At 39.3% G+C, this 16,587-nt stretch carries 24 protein-coding genes; 19 read left to right on the top strand and 5 right to left on the bottom strand.

Annotation, left to right across the window (positions count from 1 at the left end):
• Nucleotides 1-10: 10 nt before the first annotated feature.
• The 6 genes from G8761_RS17310 (at nucleotide 11) to G8761_RS17285 (ending at nucleotide 5,147) form a co-directional block, all read left to right on the top strand.
• A complete protein-coding gene (locus G8761_RS17310) occupies nucleotides 11-955 on the top strand; it encodes a 3-hydroxyacyl-CoA dehydrogenase family protein (protein WP_338000983.1) in 945 nt (314 codons plus the stop codon).
• Nucleotides 956-1,853: 898 nt separating this feature from the next.
• A complete protein-coding gene (locus tag G8761_RS17305) occupies nucleotides 1,854-2,339 on the top strand; it encodes a hypothetical protein (RefSeq protein WP_166028917.1) in 486 nt (161 codons plus the stop codon).
• Nucleotides 2,340-2,526: 187 nt separating this feature from the next.
• The gene (locus G8761_RS17300) at nucleotides 2,527-3,048 is read left to right on the top strand and encodes a hypothetical protein (RefSeq protein WP_166028915.1); all 522 of its coding nucleotides are present in this window, start codon (nucleotides 2,527-2,529) and stop codon (nucleotides 3,046-3,048) included.
• Between the two features lie 54 nt (nucleotides 3,049-3,102).
• The gene (locus G8761_RS17295) at nucleotides 3,103-3,273 is read left to right on the top strand and encodes a hypothetical protein (RefSeq protein WP_166028913.1); all 171 of its coding nucleotides are present in this window, start codon (nucleotides 3,103-3,105) and stop codon (nucleotides 3,271-3,273) included.
• A gap of 107 nt (nucleotides 3,274-3,380) precedes the next feature.
• A complete protein-coding gene (locus tag G8761_RS17290) occupies nucleotides 3,381-3,530 on the top strand; it encodes a hypothetical protein (RefSeq protein WP_166028911.1) in 150 nt (49 codons plus the stop codon).
• Between the two features lie 552 nt (nucleotides 3,531-4,082).
• Complete coding sequence (locus G8761_RS17285) at nucleotides 4,083-5,147, top strand: DUF3900 domain-containing protein (protein WP_166028909.1); 1,065 nt, start codon at nucleotides 4,083-4,085, stop codon at nucleotides 5,145-5,147.
• 43 nt (nucleotides 5,148-5,190) lie between these two features.
• On the opposite strand, the gene G8761_RS17280 is transcribed toward G8761_RS17285, so the two are convergent.
• Complete coding sequence (locus G8761_RS17280) at nucleotides 5,191-5,946, bottom strand: hypothetical protein (protein WP_166028907.1); 756 nt, start codon at nucleotides 5,944-5,946, stop codon at nucleotides 5,191-5,193.
• Nucleotides 5,947-6,294: 348 nt separating this feature from the next.
• Here G8761_RS17280 and G8761_RS17275 point away from each other — a divergent pair, with 348 nt between their 5' ends.
• Nucleotides 6,295-6,780 (top strand): DinB family protein, encoded by a 486-nt coding sequence (locus tag G8761_RS17275; RefSeq protein WP_166028905.1) that lies wholly within the window; start codon nucleotides 6,295-6,297, stop codon nucleotides 6,778-6,780.
• 49 nt (nucleotides 6,781-6,829) lie between these two features.
• Here the strand turns inward: G8761_RS17275 and G8761_RS17270 are convergent, their stop codons facing one another.
• Nucleotides 6,830-7,615 (bottom strand): TIGR00266 family protein, encoded by a 786-nt coding sequence (locus tag G8761_RS17270; RefSeq protein ID WP_166028903.1) that lies wholly within the window; start codon nucleotides 7,613-7,615, stop codon nucleotides 6,830-6,832.
• 188 nt (nucleotides 7,616-7,803) lie between these two features.
• Between G8761_RS17270 and G8761_RS17265 the strand changes: the two genes are divergently transcribed.
• The 3 genes from G8761_RS17265 (at nucleotide 7,804) to G8761_RS17255 (ending at nucleotide 10,435) form a co-directional block, all read left to right on the top strand.
• Nucleotides 7,804-8,493, top strand: a complete 690-nt coding sequence (locus G8761_RS17265; RefSeq protein WP_166028901.1) for an ABC transporter ATP-binding protein — start codon at nucleotides 7,804-7,806, stop codon at nucleotides 8,491-8,493.
• Nucleotides 8,490-9,839, top strand: a complete 1,350-nt coding sequence (locus G8761_RS17260) for an ABC transporter permease (protein ID WP_166028899.1) — start codon at nucleotides 8,490-8,492, stop codon at nucleotides 9,837-9,839. Before G8761_RS17265 ends, G8761_RS17260 begins: the two co-directional genes overlap by 4 nt.
• Nucleotides 9,840-9,982: 143 nt before the next feature.
• Nucleotides 9,983-10,435 carry a hypothetical protein gene (locus tag G8761_RS17255; RefSeq protein WP_166028897.1) on the top strand — a complete coding sequence of 151 codons (453 nt, stop codon included), beginning with the start codon at nucleotides 9,983-9,985 and terminating at the stop codon, nucleotides 10,433-10,435.
• 16 nt (nucleotides 10,436-10,451) lie between these two features.
• Here the strand turns inward: G8761_RS17255 and G8761_RS17250 are convergent, their stop codons facing one another.
• Both G8761_RS17250 and G8761_RS17245 read right to left on the bottom strand, forming a co-directional pair.
• Nucleotides 10,452-11,162, bottom strand: a complete 711-nt coding sequence (locus G8761_RS17250; protein WP_243450064.1) for a metal-dependent hydrolase — start codon at nucleotides 11,160-11,162, stop codon at nucleotides 10,452-10,454.
• A complete protein-coding gene (locus G8761_RS17245; protein WP_166028893.1) occupies nucleotides 11,162-11,536 on the bottom strand; it encodes a carboxymuconolactone decarboxylase family protein in 375 nt (124 codons plus the stop codon). Before G8761_RS17245 ends, G8761_RS17250 begins: the two co-directional genes overlap by 1 nt.
• A gap of 106 nt (nucleotides 11,537-11,642) precedes the next feature.
• Between G8761_RS17245 and G8761_RS17240 the strand changes: the two genes are divergently transcribed.
• The 3 genes from G8761_RS17240 to G8761_RS17230 all read left to right on the top strand — a co-directional run bounded on the left by G8761_RS17240 (nucleotide 11,643) and on the right by G8761_RS17230 (nucleotide 13,799).
• Complete coding sequence (locus tag G8761_RS17240) at nucleotides 11,643-12,020, top strand: MerR family transcriptional regulator (protein WP_166028891.1); 378 nt, start codon at nucleotides 11,643-11,645, stop codon at nucleotides 12,018-12,020.
• Between the two features lie 57 nt (nucleotides 12,021-12,077).
• Complete coding sequence (locus G8761_RS17235; RefSeq protein ID WP_166028889.1) at nucleotides 12,078-12,758, top strand: serine/threonine protein kinase; 681 nt, start codon at nucleotides 12,078-12,080, stop codon at nucleotides 12,756-12,758.
• 75 nt (nucleotides 12,759-12,833) lie between these two features.
• Nucleotides 12,834-13,799 carry a quinone oxidoreductase family protein gene (locus tag G8761_RS17230; RefSeq protein WP_166028887.1) on the top strand — a complete coding sequence of 322 codons (966 nt, stop codon included), beginning with the start codon at nucleotides 12,834-12,836 and terminating at the stop codon, nucleotides 13,797-13,799.
• A gap of 209 nt (nucleotides 13,800-14,008) precedes the next feature.
• Here G8761_RS17230 and G8761_RS17225 read toward each other — a convergent pair whose 3' ends face one another.
• On the bottom strand, nucleotides 14,009-14,374 hold the full coding sequence (locus G8761_RS17225) for a DUF805 domain-containing protein (RefSeq protein ID WP_166028885.1): 366 nt from the start codon (nucleotides 14,372-14,374) through the stop codon (nucleotides 14,009-14,011).
• A gap of 155 nt (nucleotides 14,375-14,529) precedes the next feature.
• On the opposite strand from G8761_RS17225, the gene G8761_RS17220 reads away from it, so the two are divergent.
• From G8761_RS17220 to G8761_RS17195, 6 genes are all read left to right on the top strand, one after another.
• Nucleotides 14,530-14,748: a DUF1659 domain-containing protein gene (locus G8761_RS17220; RefSeq protein ID WP_166028883.1), complete on the top strand. Its 219-nt coding sequence runs from the start codon at nucleotides 14,530-14,532 to the stop codon at nucleotides 14,746-14,748.
• Nucleotides 14,749-14,782: 34 nt separating this feature from the next.
• Nucleotides 14,783-15,001 (top strand): DUF2922 domain-containing protein, encoded by a 219-nt coding sequence (locus tag G8761_RS17215; RefSeq protein WP_166028881.1) that lies wholly within the window; start codon nucleotides 14,783-14,785, stop codon nucleotides 14,999-15,001.
• A 230-nt stretch (nucleotides 15,002-15,231) separates the two neighbouring features.
• Entirely contained in the window at nucleotides 15,232-15,375 is a 144-nt protein-coding gene (locus tag G8761_RS27335) for a YvrJ family protein (RefSeq protein ID WP_027323944.1), read from the top strand.
• A gap of 210 nt (nucleotides 15,376-15,585) precedes the next feature.
• Nucleotides 15,586-15,786, top strand: coding sequence for a cold-shock protein (locus G8761_RS17205; protein ID WP_027323943.1), 201 nt, complete (start codon nucleotides 15,586-15,588; stop codon nucleotides 15,784-15,786).
• A gap of 311 nt (nucleotides 15,787-16,097) precedes the next feature.
• Nucleotides 16,098-16,283, top strand: coding sequence for a hypothetical protein (locus G8761_RS17200; RefSeq protein WP_166028753.1), 186 nt, complete (start codon nucleotides 16,098-16,100; stop codon nucleotides 16,281-16,283).
• A 12-nt stretch (nucleotides 16,284-16,295) separates the two neighbouring features.
• The gene (locus G8761_RS17195; protein ID WP_166028879.1) at nucleotides 16,296-16,559 is read left to right on the top strand and encodes a hypothetical protein; all 264 of its coding nucleotides are present in this window, start codon (nucleotides 16,296-16,298) and stop codon (nucleotides 16,557-16,559) included.
• The last annotated feature ends 28 nt before the right edge of the window (nucleotides 16,560-16,587 follow it).

Genomic DNA, 16,587 nt, shown 5'->3' with positions numbered 1-16,587 from the left:
GAGAATGAGAATGCCTATTAATGAAAAAGTAGCGATAATCGGATCGGGTACCATGGGTCATTCTATTGCCCTATCTGCCGCCATGGCCGGATTAGAAATAAAAATTTGGGGAAATAGCCAGGAGGACCTGGAAAGAGGGCAAAAGGGGCTTGAGGATAAAATTCAAGTATTAATCCGTTATGAAGTAATAGATTCGGATGAATTTGATACTGTCAGAAATAGTGTCACTTTTACAGACTCTCTAGAGGAATGTATTAGGGACGCAACTTTTATTATAGAAGCGATCCCTGAAAAACTGGACCTTAAACAGGAATGGTATGAAAAACTAGATGGACTTTGCGGACCAGATGTTATTTTAGCCAGCAATACTTCAGGATTGAGTCCGACAGAAATAGCCTTACATACAAAAAATCCGGAACGAACGGTTGTAACTCACTTCTGGAATCCGGGGCACCTTATCCCTCTTGTTGAAATTGTGAGGGGAAAGAATACCTCTGATGAAACGGTAACAAGGTCACTTGATCTAATGCGATTAATGAAGAAAAAGCCAATTGTGGTTCAGAAGGACATTCTCGGTTCTGTTGGAAACCGAATGCAATACGCCCTCTTTAGGGAAGCCCAGTACATACTTGAACAGGGAGTAGCGACAATAGAAGATATCGATGCGGCTGTCCGCTATAGTATTGGCCGTCGCCTGCCGGTAACAGGACCTTTTATGACAGCGGATATGGGAGGCCTGGATGTTTTTCATTCCATCTCCAGCTATCTGTTTCCGGATCTGAGCACGGAGGAGGGATCATCGGCAGCCATGCGTGACCTTGTTGAAGAAGGAAACTTTGGACAGAAAAACGGAAAAGGATTTTACGACTGGCCATCATCCTTTACTGACCAGATGAATGATGAGCGGGAACAGGAGCTTATCTCGTGGCTTAAAAAAGATTTAGAGGAACTTTGATTTAAGAGGGGGCTATGGATTCCTGCTATAAATAGCAGAAACTATAGTCTCTTTTTGATTTTTAAAAAGGTTATGAGATACGAAAAGTATTTATAAGAGTTCTAATCTACAAAATCGAAGGAGCTATCTACAATAAAGTAGATCTATTCTACAAAAATGAAGTTGTGTTCTACATTTTTGAATGGCAGTTCTGCAAAATCGAAGGAGCTTTCAACGAATTTAAGTTTTTTCAACAAAAGTGTAGATCTATTCTACAAAAATGAAGTTGTAATCTACATTTTTGAATGTCCGTTCTTGAAAATCGAAGGAGCTTTCTACGGATTTAAGTTTTTTCAACAAAAAAGTAGATCTATTCTACAAAAATGATGTTGCGATCTACATTTTTAGAGGACCATTCTGCAAAATTGAAGGAGCTTTCTACGAGTTTAAGTTTGTTCTACAAAAAAGTAGACCTATTCTACAAAAATGAAGTTGTGTTCTACATTTTTGAAGGTGCGTTCTGCAAAATCGAAGGAGCTTTATACAGATTTAATCTTTGTTTATTGTAGCGGAGAGCCTCAAACGGCAATGGGAAGCGTTACAGGAAAAAAGTCCACTGTCCTAGCGATGTTTCTTCAAGGAAGATTTGCTTAGTGGAGCAAAAGTATTTTTCTAAAAGTGATAAATAAAAACAATAGAGACCAATAAAAAATAAATTTTTTAACAGCGAAACTAATCGATCTTCATCTGCGTCAAATAAATATAATGGAAATTATTACATTTATTTTTTTGGAAATCTAGCGTTTTTCTATGACTAAAGATTCTGAAAAGGGGTAAAAGAAGGGAGAAAGATAGAATATTCATGCCTGTTGCTTCGTATACTTAGCCAAGAACAAATGAGAGGAAGAGGATGGAAGAGATGTTAAAAAAATTGTTTTCCGGTTTTGCAATTGCTGTTATGCTTTTTGGAACGGTTTCTGTATCGGAGGCCAGTACAACGTCCTCGCATCCAAAGCCGGTCACAGAAAACTCCTCTACATATATTACAAGCTTGAAAAGTGTGAACGGCCAACTTGTTGGCAAATTTGACTATATTCAATGGTATTTTGGCAAGGCGGCAGATCGGGAGTTTTTAAAGGACTGTAAGTGCAGTAAGGATATGCAGCATGCTCCGGATGGCTATTGGATCCGTAATGTGAATCCGCGAATCCGCACCTTCACTATTTCAAAATATGCAACGTACATCCTTCAAACACGAGGGGATGATATAAAATGGAATGAGAAGGTTACCAAAGCCCAGTTCCTTGATTTCCTCAAAAAAAGAAATAAGGATGGCCAAATCCCTTTCCACATTCAAGTAAAAAATGGATTAGTTGTTAAAATAACTGAACAATACATTCCTTAAAATGAACCCTCACCGGTTCATTTTTTTTGATGCAAATCGAACGGTTGCATTTAAAACTATTGCTTTTTCACAAATTGTTTGAAATGGCTTTTATTCCAACTTTTCACTGGGTGTTATAATTTTTATAAGCATAGATTTATGGGAGGCAGGCCATGAAATCAAAGTTGTATTTGGTGTTGTTTTATCGTTGATAATGGTCCTTGGAGGTCTTGGAACTCTTTTTTACACAGAGGGTAATGCCAAAAAAGCTGAAGAATATGTAAAAAAAGCGAATCAAGAGACATCTTCTCTTTATAAAGAAATGGAAGAAAACCTTCAATTTGTACAGGAAAACGGTACTCTTGCAAAGTTGAATCAGGAGAAAATAAAAAAAGCAAGTAATCAGTATAAAAAAGCAGTTGTGGCTTTGGATAAGGTACCACGTGGATTTGAAAAGAATATGACAGGGAGTTTAGAAAAAGCAGCTTCAAAACTCGACGATATTAAAGACTTTCAACAGGCCGCCATCATAGGAAAAAGACTGGACATACAGCTGTATGATGTACAAAGGAATGAAAATACTGATGAAATAGCTTTATTAAATACAAAACTTTCTTATGAGAACCACAAATTTTCATATGTCCAAAACCAAAGGATAAGAGAAGTATTTGAAGCGGTTTACGGGAATCAGCTCAAGCAGCTTGGAAATTCTCTTGTCGCCGATAAATAAACTTTTAAAAAAGTCCCATACTAAAAATAACTACCAAAAGAAGGGACTGTATGTATGGGAAAATGGAACGAACAAGGGGCACCTAATAATAACCTGGCTCCTAAGACAATTGCAACATCTAAGCTTGTTGGCAAAAATACTGAACATGAATTTTCTGAAGAATTATCGGACGGCGGGGAGCGGGACCGCATTATCCAAAAACAAATTCTTGAAATGAATGAATAGGAAAGAAGCAGTTGCGGAAAACGCACTGCTTTTTTTATGGGAGAAACATGTATAAACAAGTTATTTTTAGGGAAAAGGATAAGGACAACTTATAGGAGGGATTCAATATGGCAAACGAAAAGTTTGAAAAAGAAAACCTACTTGAAGTGGAAAAAAGAATGCAGGAGAATCAAAACCCCAAGAAGGATACGACTGTGGAAGGACGGCTTCCTGATCAGCAAAACCATATGAAAGACCAGGAAAATATGAGAAAATAAATTTGAAGAGGCTGTCCGAAACTGGACAGCCTTGTTTATGGTATACCTAGATAGGTATCTAAAAATTTTTTCATACACTTTTGAATAATTCCACCAAAAAAAGATGCAGATTTTTCATTATTTAAATAAGAAAATCAAAAAATAATGGATTTTTTTGTTCTAACAGTTTTAAAACAAATAAAAAGTCCGTTATTTTTACTGTTATACCCCCCTCTCAAACAAAGAAATGCACGATTTTTAAAAGGAAATGCACGATTCCAACAAAGAAATGCACGATTCCATCAATGAAATGCACGAATTCACCGAAACGAATGCCAAACATGACACTATATCGCTATCGAACTGTTGGTAAATACTAACAAACGGTCCGCATAAACATCTCCTAAGCTTGATATCATCACATTTTAATTTAGTAATCAGGAGTCAAATTGGCTCAAACCCATCAGCATTCCCCCAGGTTACAAAGCCACACCCTGGAGTACTTTTTGAATTGACGAAAACAGCGCTCCATCCTATACTGATGAAGGTAAATGTAAAGGGCAGGGTGAGCAAATGGACTTTGATATTAATTTCTTATCTTTTTTTGTTATACAGGTTGAGGGTAAGGGAGAACAGGCTGATAAACGCTATAAACATTATCAGACGCTTGATGGTGAGGATTATGACGATAGCCCCTTAAAGGATTTCCTTGACGGTGAATTGGCAAAGATTGTGAAGCGAAAGGTTGATCGTCATCCGAAAACGGAGGAAGTACCTACGAAAATTGGTTATTTTGTTGTCGAGGAAGGCCATGACCTGACCTCCAACCCAAATTATAATTTATTTAACCGGGTGCGATTTGCGGATGAAAAGGAAGTATTTATGCAGCAAAGTGAGCAGTTTGTCTCAGCTTATTTAGATACAAGCGCAGTTCGTGGAGGTGTCTTTATTGTTGTTTCCGCTAAATTAAACCGTTATTTCGATGACCCGTTTGTATTTATTTTAAAATGTGATTTTGAACCGAAAGTGGCGTCTATTTCTGATGAAAAAACACTCATTCGGCAAGTAGAAATGGCCATTACGACTAAAAATATGAAGTCTATCCAGTATCCATATATGGAAGAGGAAGGTATGCTCGAGGAGCATGAGCTGAAAATAAATCAGGCCTCACATGCCCGTTATTTTGAGGACTTTCTTAAATATGTGGAATACGGGGAGTCAATGCCGGAGATTGTTAAGTCTCAGGTCATCGAAATGGTAAGAGGGCATATGGAAGAAGTTTTTGAACCTGAAAGTGAGGAACTTGAGCAGCTTGAAACAGCAATGGAGATTTGGGCAGCCAGTGAAAAAAGGGAGCTTCAGGAACGGTTTGATACTGAACAGGTAATAGAGGCGGCAGCTCAAATTGTTGAGCAAACTCCAGAACTCGAATTGAAAATGAAGATGGATCATATTTCAGTAAGAGGTCTCCTTGCCGATTTTGGAGATATGATTCACTTAGCAAAAGTAGGAGATAAGTATGTCCTTCTTATTGAAGCTGATTCGGTGGTTTTTGAAAAAGGCTTTTCCCCGGTTGAATTTTTGAAGCCAGACAGTATAGAAGATGTAATTGGAAAAATTCAAAGAAAACAAAGCTAAAAAAACGCACAGCAGTGGAAACTGCGTGCGTTTTTATTGTTTATTATTTCGGGCTGGAAAGGGTTAATCCCGATTTATTCCAAATATAAAAGATTCCCTGTTTAAACGCTTGAAAGGTTTTGGCACCGAAAAAAATTTGGTCCCTCACCATAGAACGCGCCATATCGGGCCTTATCCCTACATAAATAGGTTCTGCTCCCATTAATCTGAGTGCACCCTGCATTTGCTGGAGTCGGCAGGCGGTTTGAGGGTCGAGCTCATTAAAAACTCCGGAAAAATCAAAAAGAATGTCCGATATTTGATTCTCAGAACAAAAGATAAGTACTTTTTCTTCAATGTGGTTAATACGTTCATCGGTCAGTTTTCCTAAAATAGGTACAAGAATAGAAATATCATTAGCAAGAGGGATGATGGGTGTATCGATTTCTTTTAATTGCTCATCTCGTTCCTTTAAGATATTGTCAAATTCTGTGAGGTCCTTCCAAGTAAGGACATACCCAGCTTTTTCTCCTTTCTCAGATGTTAAAACATCAACTACAATATTTGATTTGAATTTTTGAAATAATGTGATGGTTGCTGAATGAGGAAACTGCCCATTTTTTATGTATTCTTGTGAGTTTCGGCTGTGAAAACGTGATAGGCTTTGACCGATAAAACCCTCTGGACTTTCAATTTGAACATAGGGGCCAATTATTTTAAGGAGTTCTTTAGCAGATTGGTTCAGCCACACAATATTATAATCAATATCGGCAATTAAAATATTTTCGCTTATCTTATCGAGCAGCTGCAGAGTGTCCATCTTTTTTAAAAAGTTGATCGATATGGCGAACCTCTCCTTTACTGTTTGTATGATAAAAGTATATACAAGTTAATAAGATAACACAATTCAGAATGTTGAATAATAGAAAGACAGTAAAAAAGACACCTGCATAGCAGGTGTCTTTTTGCGTATTGAGGCGGAAAACCACACTCCACATAGTGTGCTCCAAAAAGGAATGTTTCCCGGCTTACACAACTCAGCTCATCGCTTATTTAATATACCATTATCCCTAGGAGGAAACAAGTGGGAAGAGATGGATATTTATTTAAAGGTTTTTTCATATAAATTCAGAATTTGTAAGGTAACTGATTTAAAGGAGGTGTTTATATGAGCACAAAGGATGTTTTAAGTAATCAATTTGCTTATTGCAGCCATGTTAATGGCGGCTGGTTTGTCACCTTTGAAAACGCAATAAAAGGGTTATCAAGTGAGGATGCTTACAAGAAGCCAGGTGAATCTGCGAATTCCATTCATGAAATTGTAGTCCATTTAAATTTTTGGAATAAAAGGTATCTTGAACGCTTTCTTGGTCAGCCCAACAATGATCGAGTGGAAGATAATAATGTAACCTTTAAAAACGAAGAAACCTGGAATGACTCAGCGGCCAATTTTCAGAGGATAATGGAAAAATGGATTGCAGCCCTAACGGAATGTGAAGAAGCGAAGCTTGATCTTCCAAATGAAGAAGATCGCTCAGAACCATGGAGGGTTAAGCTAACTAATTTGGTACTCCATAATGCCCATCATATCGGACAGATTGTCACGACTAGAAAAATAATGGGAAACTGGGACCCTAAATACGGAGTCTCTTAACAAAACAAAACGGCAGCTTCCAATATCGAAGCTGCCGTTTTTTATAATCTCAATCCCCGTCCAAAAGGTTGAAAATTCCTCTTGCTATACTTCCTTCATCACTATGTCCGCCTCGGGATGGCATGGCCGCAAATACTCGGCTTGCCAGCCTGCTGAATGGCAGTGACTGAACCCAAACGGTTCCTGGCCCGCGCAATGTGGCAAAGAATAAGCCTTCTCCTCCAAACAAAGCGGTTTTAATGCCTTTTACCATTTCGATATCATAATTAACACTGCTTGTCATGGCTACAAGACAGCCAGTATCGACACGCAGTACCTCGCCAGGGAGCAGTTCTTTTTTATGTATAGTCCCGCCGGCATGAACAAACGTGAGTCCATCGCCTTCAAGTTTCTGCATAATAAAGCCTTCACCGCCAAAAAAGCCTGTTCCGATTTTGCGCTGGAATTCGATTCCCACGGTTACTCCTTTAGCTGCTGCCAGGAACGCATCCTTTTGGCAGATTATTTTTCCGCCCAGCTGGCTAAGATCCATGGGGATAATTTTCCCTGGATAAGGAGAGGCGAAGGATACATGCTTTTTACCGTAAGCCTGATTCGTAAAAGTGGTCATAAATAGGCTTTCGCCAGTAAGGACCCGCTTGCCGGCGTTAAAAAGCTTACCCATAAGTCCGCCGCCGCCGGATCCATCGCCAAAGATGGTTTCCATTCCAATTCCATCTTCCATCATCATTAAACTGCCGGCTTCAGCTACAACTGTTTCCTGTGGGTCGAGTTCTACTTCAACAAATTGCATGTCATCGCCGTAGATTTTGTATTCTATTTGATGGCTGTTCATTCTAAAAACCCCCTTAAAAAAGATATCAATTATATTTTAATAGATTGCTTAATTAAATGCTAATATTATCCAAATAAGTACGAGCGGGATTTCCTTTTATAAAAATTTTTACATATCTTGAAGGCGTTTTCCAATTTTCTTCGTCTTATTTATGGAAATATATTTGAGAGGGAAATGGGAGGATATCATTGATTACGGTTAAAAATGTAAGCCATGACTTTGAAATAGGAAAAAAAGGCCGGGCAACCATTATTCCGGTCCTAAGAGATATTAATTTTTCGGTAAATAGGGGAGAAATCCTTACTATTGTAGGCCGAAGTGGGTCAGGAAAATCAACTCTTTTAAATTTAATAAGCGGATTTATCCGCCCAAGGGAAGGCGGAATCTGGATAAATGAGGAGCAGGTATCAAAGTTAAATGAAGCTCAGTTTGCTGATTTTAGAATTAAAAATCTTGGTTTTATTTTTCAAAGCTTTCAGCTGATTCCTAGCATGACTGCTTTCCAAAATATAGAACTTCCATTGATTATAAAAGGAATGGCAGAAAAGGAACGAAGGGATAAGACAGAAGAGATGCTTAAAAAAGTGGGCTTATCTGAATATCAGGACCACTATCCTGGTGAATTGTCGGGCGGCCAGCAGCAGCGTGTCAGCATCGCAAGGGCATTGATTGTTAATCCTCCGATTATACTCGCAGATGAACCGACCGGAAGTCTGGACAGCGAGACAGAAGAAGATCTTTTAACATTTATTAAGCAATTAAATCAGGATTTGGGCATTACTTTTCTGATTATTACTCATGATGATAAAGTTGCCCGAATTGGTCATCGAACAATTGAACTGAGTGATGGCAGAATTACGGAGGGGGAGCTGGTATGAAACTTAAAGATCAATTCCGCTTTGTACGGCAAAACATGAAAAAAAATCGCACAAGGGTGTCCATGACCATTTTAGCAACGGCAATGGGGTGTGCCTTTCTGATTGTTCTTTCCTCAGTCGGTTTTGGCTTTCAGAAATCGATAGTTAAGGACATTACAGAAAGACAGGTTGTAACTGCCATTGATGTTCATGGCAAGCAAAGCATGAAACAAGGATTTACACCTGTTACAGATAAAGACATAGAGGCTTTTGAAAAAATGAAGAATGTAAAAGCTGTGACCAGAAGAATGATGCTCCAGCAAAACACTAAGTACTATCTTAAGGATCACCAGATTGATACTCAAACTATTGTGGCTGATTTTCCATCTGAAATGAAGGCTGGTTTCAAACTCTCTTCAGGTCATCTTCCTAAAAAACCAGATGAAATCGTGGTTGGATACGATTTTGCGACTAACTTGGCTTCCAAGAATGCAAAGCCCGAGGAACTTTATGATAAAAGAGGAGTACTAAAGGATCAGTACCGATATACGGGAGAGCTAGTAGGCCAAAAAGTAGAGCTTCCAGTGAAACAGAATGAAAATGGAAAGCAAATAGAAAAAGTTTTTACTTTTACCATAACTGGAATTGGAGTAAAACCCACCAAGAAGTGGCTCGAGGACCGGAATGCCTATATTTCCAATGATCGTTTAAAGGAAATCGAAGCCTTCACTGGCACCCCTAAGGGAATGTTAAAAGAACAGAACAATCCAGAACCGCCGGGACCTAAGGTGGAAGGTGTTGTTTACGATGAAGTAAAGGTTTATGCGACGAATATGGAAGCTGTAAAAAACATTGATCAGCAGCTTAAAGATAAAAATTATGAAACCTATTCCGTACTTAATGAGTTGAAGGAAGTCAATCTTGTGTTTTTAGTTGTTAAGGCAGGCTTGATTTTTATTGGAACGATTGCGATTTTGATTGCCTCAATTGGAATTTATAATACGATGACGATGGCCGTCACTGAGAGGGCACCTGATATAGGTATAATGAAAGCGATTGGCGCAAACCCAAAGACCATCAAGCGTATTTTCCTGCTCGAAAGCAGTTACATCGGTTTGATTGGTGCCCTGATTGGAACTGTTGTTTCCTATATCATCAGCTATACGGTAAACTTAGCCCTTCCTCTTATTATAAAAAATGCATTTGGTGAAAACGCACCAAGTAACTTTACCTTTAGTGATATTCCGGTCAGCCTTCCGCTAATCTGCATCGTGATATGTTATGTCGTAACGATTATTTCGGGATTAAGGCCTGCACAGCGCGCAACAAGGGTAGATGTACTGAAGGCTATGAGGAGAGAGATGTAATAAAAAATTGAGCCAGCCCTTAAAGCGGAGCTGGCTTTATCCTTTTAAAGATACTTATTGCTTCTCAATAAACATGCTATAATTAAAACATTCATTATATAGTTACTTCAATTGGAATCAAATTGCGGAGGTACATTTATTACATGGATAATAATCTATTAAGGCACTTTCTGGCTACACTTTCTTATCGAACTACACTAGCTATTAAGGAGGCTCCTTCCCATTACATCGTTCTTGAAGTGGGCGAAAATGGACGCTCTCCGTTAAAAATCCTAAATCATATTACCTTTCTTATGGCTTATACCATCAGCTGTTATAAAGACTACAATCTTGCTGAATACCGAAATATTCATAGCTGGGAAACTGAAACTGTACGATTTTATGATACTTTAGAAGAGTTAGATGGAATTCTTCGTGAGGGAGTATTGCCACTAAATCGTTCGGTGGAACAACTGTTGCAGGGTCCTTTTGCTGACGCAATGACACATGTCGGGCAATTAATGATGCTGCGCAGATTAGCCAATGCCCCTGTTCCATATGAAAACTACATGGAAGCAGATATTGAAATTGGAGGAATACGCCCTAGTTCAAAATAATCCACGTGGGGCATTTTTATTCTATAAAGAATGTATCTCCTGATAAAATATCATAGATTTTAACAGAAGGGTCCTTGACCATATCCCGAAGTTTTTCAGGTGTGCCAGTTAAGAAATCATAGCCAAAATGCATGGGGATCACTTCCTTAATTTTAAGGAGTTGGATTGCTTTGGCGGCCTCTCTTGGACCCATGGTAAAAACATCGCCAATTGGCAGGATGGCTGCCTTAGGATGGTAAAGCTCTGAAATAAGAGCCATATCACCAAATACATTGGTATCACCAGCGTGGTAAATCGTAAAGCCGTTCTCGAACCTGATAACAAATCCCATTGGCTCGCCACCGTAAATGAGTCTTCCGTTTTCTACAAAAGCTCCTGAATGATCAGCATGAACAGCGGTTACACGTAAATCTGCAATAGCCCGTGTGCCTCCTTTATTGATTGGAAGGACATTTTCCACACCCCTCTTCATCAGCAGCTGTGACAATTCCCACCCGGCGAGAACCTTTGCACCAGTTGCCTTTGCAAGTTCCACGGCGTCTTCTGCATGGTCCCGATGTCCATGGGTTAAAAAAATATAGTCCGAATCAAAAATAGTTTTACGAAAGGCAGTTGGAAAAAGCGGATTATTATGAACCCAAGGGTCTATTAAAATTTTCTTTCCCCCCGGTGTGATAAAATAAAAGGCACCAAAGCCCAGCCAGCTCATCTGAAGTTTCGAGTCCATCATAGTTCCTCCTTCTCTAGAAAAAATTCACGAACTATTTCAAGTGCATTAAGAGCTGTGGGGAACCCATTATAAGGGATTAATTGAATCATAATCTCACAAATTTCCTCGCGTGTGCACCCTAATGTAACAGCTGCATTCAAATGTACCTTTAACTGTGCTGTTTTACCTGTGGAAGCGAGTGATGATAAAGTAACCATCTCTCTCGTTTTTAAATCGAGGCACTCTCTTGAGTAAAAGTCCCCAAAATGTGCGGCGAGCAAGATTCCTGCATCAGGCGCAACCATATTTAATTTTTTTATTGTTTCACGAGCAGGGTCCCCTACGATTTCTTTCAGGAGTCTTTTGCCGCGAATATACCGTTTTTCTTGCATAAAAACCACATCCTTTACATTTAATGATTAAAGGATAATGCTTAGAGTGGAATCTAAGTCAACAAGCAAATATGATTAAAGGAAGAAAATATTTCGGAGGAATATTATGTTTACAATCGGAGAGGCATCTGCAAAAACGGGATTGTCGGCACATACATTGCGTTTCTATGAAAAAGAAGGAATTCTGCCCTTTCCAAAACGAGTAAATGGGAAGGACAGGGTGTACACTGCACAAGATGTGCAATTTATTCAGTTCATTTGCAGCCTAAAGAGCACCGGGATGAGTTTACAGGATATTAAAGAAATTGTGAAAGAAGGCTGTGTTCTCGAAAAGGATGTACCAGAAATCTCAGCTATTATTCTCATTCGTAAAACCATTCTGGAGAAGCATCTGCAAAAACTGCAGCACCAAAAGCATGAAATTGAATCCGTGATTGGTGTTACTGAAAAAAAGCTGGAAATCTATAAATCTATGTTAATTTGAAACCAAGTAATAGATATGACGGGAACAAAAATTAATTTTTGTATAGAAGGTGCCAGAATGGAATTGAACCATTATATCAGATTAATAGAAGAGGAACTATTACCATATATTCAGTTAACAACTGAAAGTCCTTTTGATCCCATTCTGGTAAGAAATCAATCAAAGTCCTGGAAATTGATCGGAAATGGAAATTATGCTGCCGTGTTTGTTCACGATGCTAATCCGGACTTAGTTGTAAAGGTGTATGGAAGGAACGTTGAAGAGATAAAGAAGGAAAAACAAGTATACGAACGCTTGGGGAAACATGAAGCGTACTCCACGCTTTATGCCTATAGCGATAACTATTTGGTATTAAAAAAACTGTCAGGGATTACCCTATTCAATGCTCTTGTTAAAGGAGTACGCATCCCTGAAAGTGTCATTAACGATATCGATCATGGTCTTGACTTTGCACGGAAAAAAGGGCTTAATCCATTTGATATCCATGGGAAAAATGTGGTGATGGATAATGGCCGAGGATATATTGTGGATATTTCCGACTTCTATAAAGAAGGGTACTGCAGCAAATGGAATGATTTAAAAAAAGCTTATTACCGAATCTATAAGCCTTTTATTTATAAATTTCACCCTCCGATTCCGTTTGCTGTGGTGGACAGTGTACGAAAAGGCTACAGAATTTATAAAAGAACAAAAAGGAAAAGCAGTATTTTTTTAAATAAGATCAAGCAGGATTTTTAGCTTGGTATTTTAAAATTAACTCATAACTGTATATAATAAACCTTGAAGGTAAACTACGATTAATGAGGTAAACAAATGAAAGCACTCGTTTTTAATGAATTTGGCGGGCCAGAGGTCCTGCACTATAGTGATATTAATAATCCGGAGTGTAAGCAAACGGAAGTCCTTGTCAGTATGAAGGCAATTGGGCTGAATTTCGCAGATATATACCGGAGGAAAGGTAATTATCATCTTGCCGGGAACCCGCCTTTTATCTTGGGGTATGAAGGAGCCGGGGTTGTGGAAGAAGTGGGAGCAGAGGTCGATGGTATAAAGCCCGGAGACAGAGTCGCCTTTGCAGATGTTCCTTATGCAAATGCTGAATTAGTCGCAGTGCCGAGGGATAAGGTCATTCCTCTTCCGGATTCCATATCTTTTGAAATTGCCTCCTCCGTTTTGTTACAGGGGCTTACTGCTCAATATCTTGCACAGGACAGCTTCCAGGTAAAAGAAGGAGACGTTGTACTTGTCCATGCAGCAGCAGGAGGAGTGGGACAGCTTCTTACTCAAATAGCAGTAATTTTTGGTGGAAAGGTGATTGGCCTAACTTCTACACCGGAAAAAGCCGAAATTGCACGTAAAGCAGGGGCACATGAAATGTTTTTATATGGACAGGATTGGGCTGAAGAAGTGAAATTAGCAACAAGGGGAAAAGGGGCTGATGCAGCCTATGATTCAGTCGGCTCTACCTTAATGGATAGTTTTAAAGCAGTCCGGATTGGAGGAACAGTGGTGTTTTATGGCATGGCAGGTGGAGATCCTGAGCCAGTAGATCCCAGAATGCTGATGGACACGTCAAAAACACTGACCGGAGGAGATCTATGGAATGTACTGACATCCTGCGAAGAACGTTATCAGCGTTCAAGACAGCTTTTCAGCTGGATAGAAGAGGGTAAATTAAAGATAGAAACCCCAAAACAATTTCCATTAAAAGATGGAGGCAAGGCGCATGCATATTTAGAAAGCCGAAAAAGCACCGGCAAAATTCTTTTAATTCCATAAATATAAAAAGGCCAAAGTGCCCGTTCAGAAACATGTGCAATTGACTACTTTGATTTGAAGCGTGAGCTTTGGAGACGAGCTGAACAGCAGCTTCCTCTAATGAGCTAAGGTGCAGGATCTAGATTAAGATAAATCTAATTCAGAATTAATTTAATATAGATTCCAAGAAAATTATAGAACCGCCACCCCATTAGGGAATGGCGGTTTTTTCATTTATATTCAATAGGTTCATTCAGTTTAGGGTTTTGCCCATATTGATTTTCATTGGGGTAGCTGTCCAGGCAGGCAAATACAAGCAACACGATAGCTCCCGCAAAAGGGACGAGTCCAATTAATATCCACCATCCGCTTCTGCCCGTATCATGCAATCTGCGGACAGTAACAGCAAGAGACGGAAGAAAAACGGCAATGGAATACAGAGTTGTAAGAAGTGAGCTTAAATCAGCTACAGACTGAACGATATACAAAATGAGCGAAATGATGGCATTAAAAAGATAAAACATCCAATATTCTTTTCTCCTCGCTCTCCCCTGAAACCCAACATAATTTTTTAAAACCCTGAGATACCAATCCATTCTGCTTCCTCCCCTGTAATAGTTTCTTTTAAATATATGAATTTTTTCTTGAGATATTTATAAAAAACTTGCTATGCATTTTTAAAAATATGGAATATACCCTGACCTTTTTCTCCTTTTTTTTGTATATAGAAGGTGAAAGGAGGTGATGGACAATGGCACAGGCAATGCTTGCAATCACAAGACTCAAAATGGTTTATGACGCCGGAATGGATGACAATGGAAAACCGCTATACAAAACAAAAACCTTTAACAATGTTAAAAAGGATGCAACAGCTGACCAGCTGCTGCAAACAGCACGAGCTTTAGCTGCCCTAAGCAATGAACCGCTAAGTACAGTTGAAAGAATTGATAGTTCGGAAATTATTGGTTAATCAAAGAAAAAATAAAGGATAGGAGGTGAATAGAATGGCAAAGACTCTGGAGCTTGAATTTGTTACTGAAGGAGGCAAACCCTCCAGGATTGTGATTGACAATCCGAAGGAACCAGTTGATCAGGCAGCAGTAAAACAAAGAATGGAAGAAGTAATCGCTGCTGGGATATTTGTTACTACAAGCGGAGTTTTATCCTCTGCAAAAGGCTCAAGGCTGATCGAACGCAATGTTACTGATTATCCATTGGCATAATCCTAACATGGAGGGCTGGTTATTTACCGGCCCTCTTCTTTAAGTTAATGAATTTATATTCATAAATTATAAATGCAGGACGGACAGGACATGGAAGGCTTCGTAAACTATATCCTCGCACAAAGGACAAGCACCTGCTTTTTCGAGGATGTGGTGAACTTAACCTATCATCAAAAGTGCTATCCGTCGTAAAGAGACGCTTTAGCTTTTCTCAGAAAGGAGGGTGTATCGTGGATAAAATTATTCCTTTCATCAGTGATGTAGGTTTTCCGATTATTGTTACGCTGTATCTCTTGTATCGAATAGAAGCCAAGCTTGATATGGTGGTGCAATCCATCCAAAGCCTTACTGAAAAATTGACAGAAAGGACATAAATTATAGGAGCTGGAGAGCATTCCAAACCTTGACAGTATTGATGTAAAAATGGTAAAATAAAAGAAGCCGTTACATGTGCTAGCTTTATGTTTCACACTTTTTCAAAGTGTTTGTAAACATTAGGGTGAGAGATCCAAAAATCTATCAGCGCTGTAATTTGGTGAATTTACACATGGCTTTAGTGCGAGCCAATAGGAGGATTTTTTTACATGAAAAACGGTAAAGTTAAATGGTTTAATGCAGAAAAAGGATTTGGATTTATCGAAGCGGAAGACGGCAACGACGTTTTCGTTCACTATTCTGCAATCCAATCTGAAGGTTTCAAATCACTTGAAGAAGGTCAAGAAGTTTCTTTTGAAGTTGTTGAAGGAGCTCGGGGACCACAAGCAGCTAACGTAACAAAAAAATAATAATTGACTAATTCAGACTGTCCGCCCGGAAGAGGGCGGACTGTTTTTTTTGTTTTATAATATTCTTTGTGGAGTGCTTATTCATTAAATGGTTTAGAGACGTAACAAATGTAGTCTTTTCCAAGGGGGCTTCAGCCTGTTGTTTTATTAAGAACACTTTAAAGTCAAAATATAAGCCGCTGGAGATAATTCCAACGGCAATTGAGATTACAGGTTATTCGTTATAAAGCCTTTCTTGCCACATGTTTCCGTCCTTCCAGTACCTTTCTCTGCGGTTAAAATGCTCTGCGCTGGTTCTCCTTGTGCTTGAAGTGTGTCTTCTGTGTGAAGAACGCCTGGAAGAACGCCTCGAAGAACGCCTGGAAGAACGCCTGGAGGAACTACTGGAGGAACGCCTGGAAGAACGCCTGGAGGAACTACTGGAGGAACGCCTGGAAGAACTGCTGGAAGAACGTCTGGAAGAACTGCTGGAAGAACGTCTGGAGGAACGCCCATAAGAACGTCTTAGCATGGAAGAAAGTATGTCTGAAATTCCCCCTAAAGAACCCCAAGAAGAACGTATCCGCCTAGAAGAACGTCTACGTCTGGAAGAACGTCTACGTCTTGAATTTCTGCTTGAAGAACGTCTCCGTCTGGAAGAACTGCTGGAAGAACGTCTGGAAGAGGAGCGTCTGGTTGTGTTTCTTAAATTACGAATTATTGTTTTTTGGTTTACGGCTCTTCTCGTTGTTTGCCTTACGGTTCTTCTGGTTGTTTGTCTTGCAGTGCTTTGAGTCCTTCTGGTTGTTCTTCTCTGCCTGG

This window comes from Neobacillus terrae, from assembly GCF_011393025.1.
GTDB lineage: Bacteria > Bacillota > Bacilli > Bacillales > Cytobacillaceae > Neobacillus_A > Neobacillus_A terrae.
This window is presented reverse-complemented; position numbering and strand designations above follow the sequence as displayed.

Excerpts from the sequence above, each read along its gene's own strand:
- G8761_RS17285 (WP_166028909.1), top strand. The coding sequence starts at position 4,083 with ATGGACTTTGATATTAATTTCTTATCTTTTTTTGTTATACAGGTTGAG.
- G8761_RS17260 (WP_166028899.1), top strand. The coding sequence starts at position 8,490 with ATGAAACTTAAAGATCAATTCCGCTTTGTACGGCAAAACATGAAAAAA.
- G8761_RS17205 (WP_027323943.1), top strand. The coding sequence starts at position 15,586 with ATGAAAAACGGTAAAGTTAAATGGTTTAATGCAGAAAAAGGATTTGGA.
- G8761_RS17240 (WP_166028891.1), top strand. The coding sequence starts at position 11,643 with ATGTTTACAATCGGAGAGGCATCTGCAAAAACGGGATTGTCGGCACAT.
- G8761_RS17275 (WP_166028905.1), top strand. The coding sequence starts at position 6,295 with ATGAGCACAAAGGATGTTTTAAGTAATCAATTTGCTTATTGCAGCCAT.
- G8761_RS17220 (WP_166028883.1), top strand. The coding sequence starts at position 14,530 with ATGGCACAGGCAATGCTTGCAATCACAAGACTCAAAATGGTTTATGAC.
- G8761_RS17295 (WP_166028913.1), top strand. The coding sequence starts at position 3,103 with ATGGGAAAATGGAACGAACAAGGGGCACCTAATAATAACCTGGCTCCT.
- G8761_RS17280 (WP_166028907.1), bottom strand. The coding sequence starts at position 5,946 with ATGGACACTCTGCAGCTGCTCGATAAGATAAGCGAAAATATTTTAATT.
- G8761_RS17230 (WP_166028887.1), top strand. The coding sequence starts at position 12,834 with ATGAAAGCACTCGTTTTTAATGAATTTGGCGGGCCAGAGGTCCTGCAC.
- G8761_RS17305 (WP_166028917.1), top strand. The coding sequence starts at position 1,854 with ATGTTAAAAAAATTGTTTTCCGGTTTTGCAATTGCTGTTATGCTTTTT.
- G8761_RS17245 (WP_166028893.1), bottom strand. The coding sequence starts at position 11,536 with ATGCAAGAAAAACGGTATATTCGCGGCAAAAGACTCCTGAAAGAAATC.
- G8761_RS17225 (WP_166028885.1), bottom strand. The coding sequence starts at position 14,374 with ATGGATTGGTATCTCAGGGTTTTAAAAAATTATGTTGGGTTTCAGGGG.
- G8761_RS17235 (WP_166028889.1), top strand. The coding sequence starts at position 12,078 with ATGGAATTGAACCATTATATCAGATTAATAGAAGAGGAACTATTACCA.
- G8761_RS17215 (WP_166028881.1), top strand. The coding sequence starts at position 14,783 with ATGGCAAAGACTCTGGAGCTTGAATTTGTTACTGAAGGAGGCAAACCC.
- G8761_RS17310 (WP_338000983.1), top strand. The coding sequence starts at position 11 with ATGCCTATTAATGAAAAAGTAGCGATAATCGGATCGGGTACCATGGGT.
- G8761_RS17250 (WP_243450064.1), bottom strand. The coding sequence starts at position 11,162 with ATGGACTCGAAACTTCAGATGAGCTGGCTGGGCTTTGGTGCCTTTTAT.
- G8761_RS17270 (WP_166028903.1), bottom strand. The coding sequence starts at position 7,615 with ATGAACAGCCATCAAATAGAATACAAAATCTACGGCGATGACATGCAA.
- G8761_RS17255 (WP_166028897.1), top strand. The coding sequence starts at position 9,983 with ATGGATAATAATCTATTAAGGCACTTTCTGGCTACACTTTCTTATCGA.
- G8761_RS17290 (WP_166028911.1), top strand. The coding sequence starts at position 3,381 with ATGGCAAACGAAAAGTTTGAAAAAGAAAACCTACTTGAAGTGGAAAAA.
- G8761_RS17195 (WP_166028879.1), top strand. The coding sequence starts at position 16,296 with ATGGAAGAAAGTATGTCTGAAATTCCCCCTAAAGAACCCCAAGAAGAA.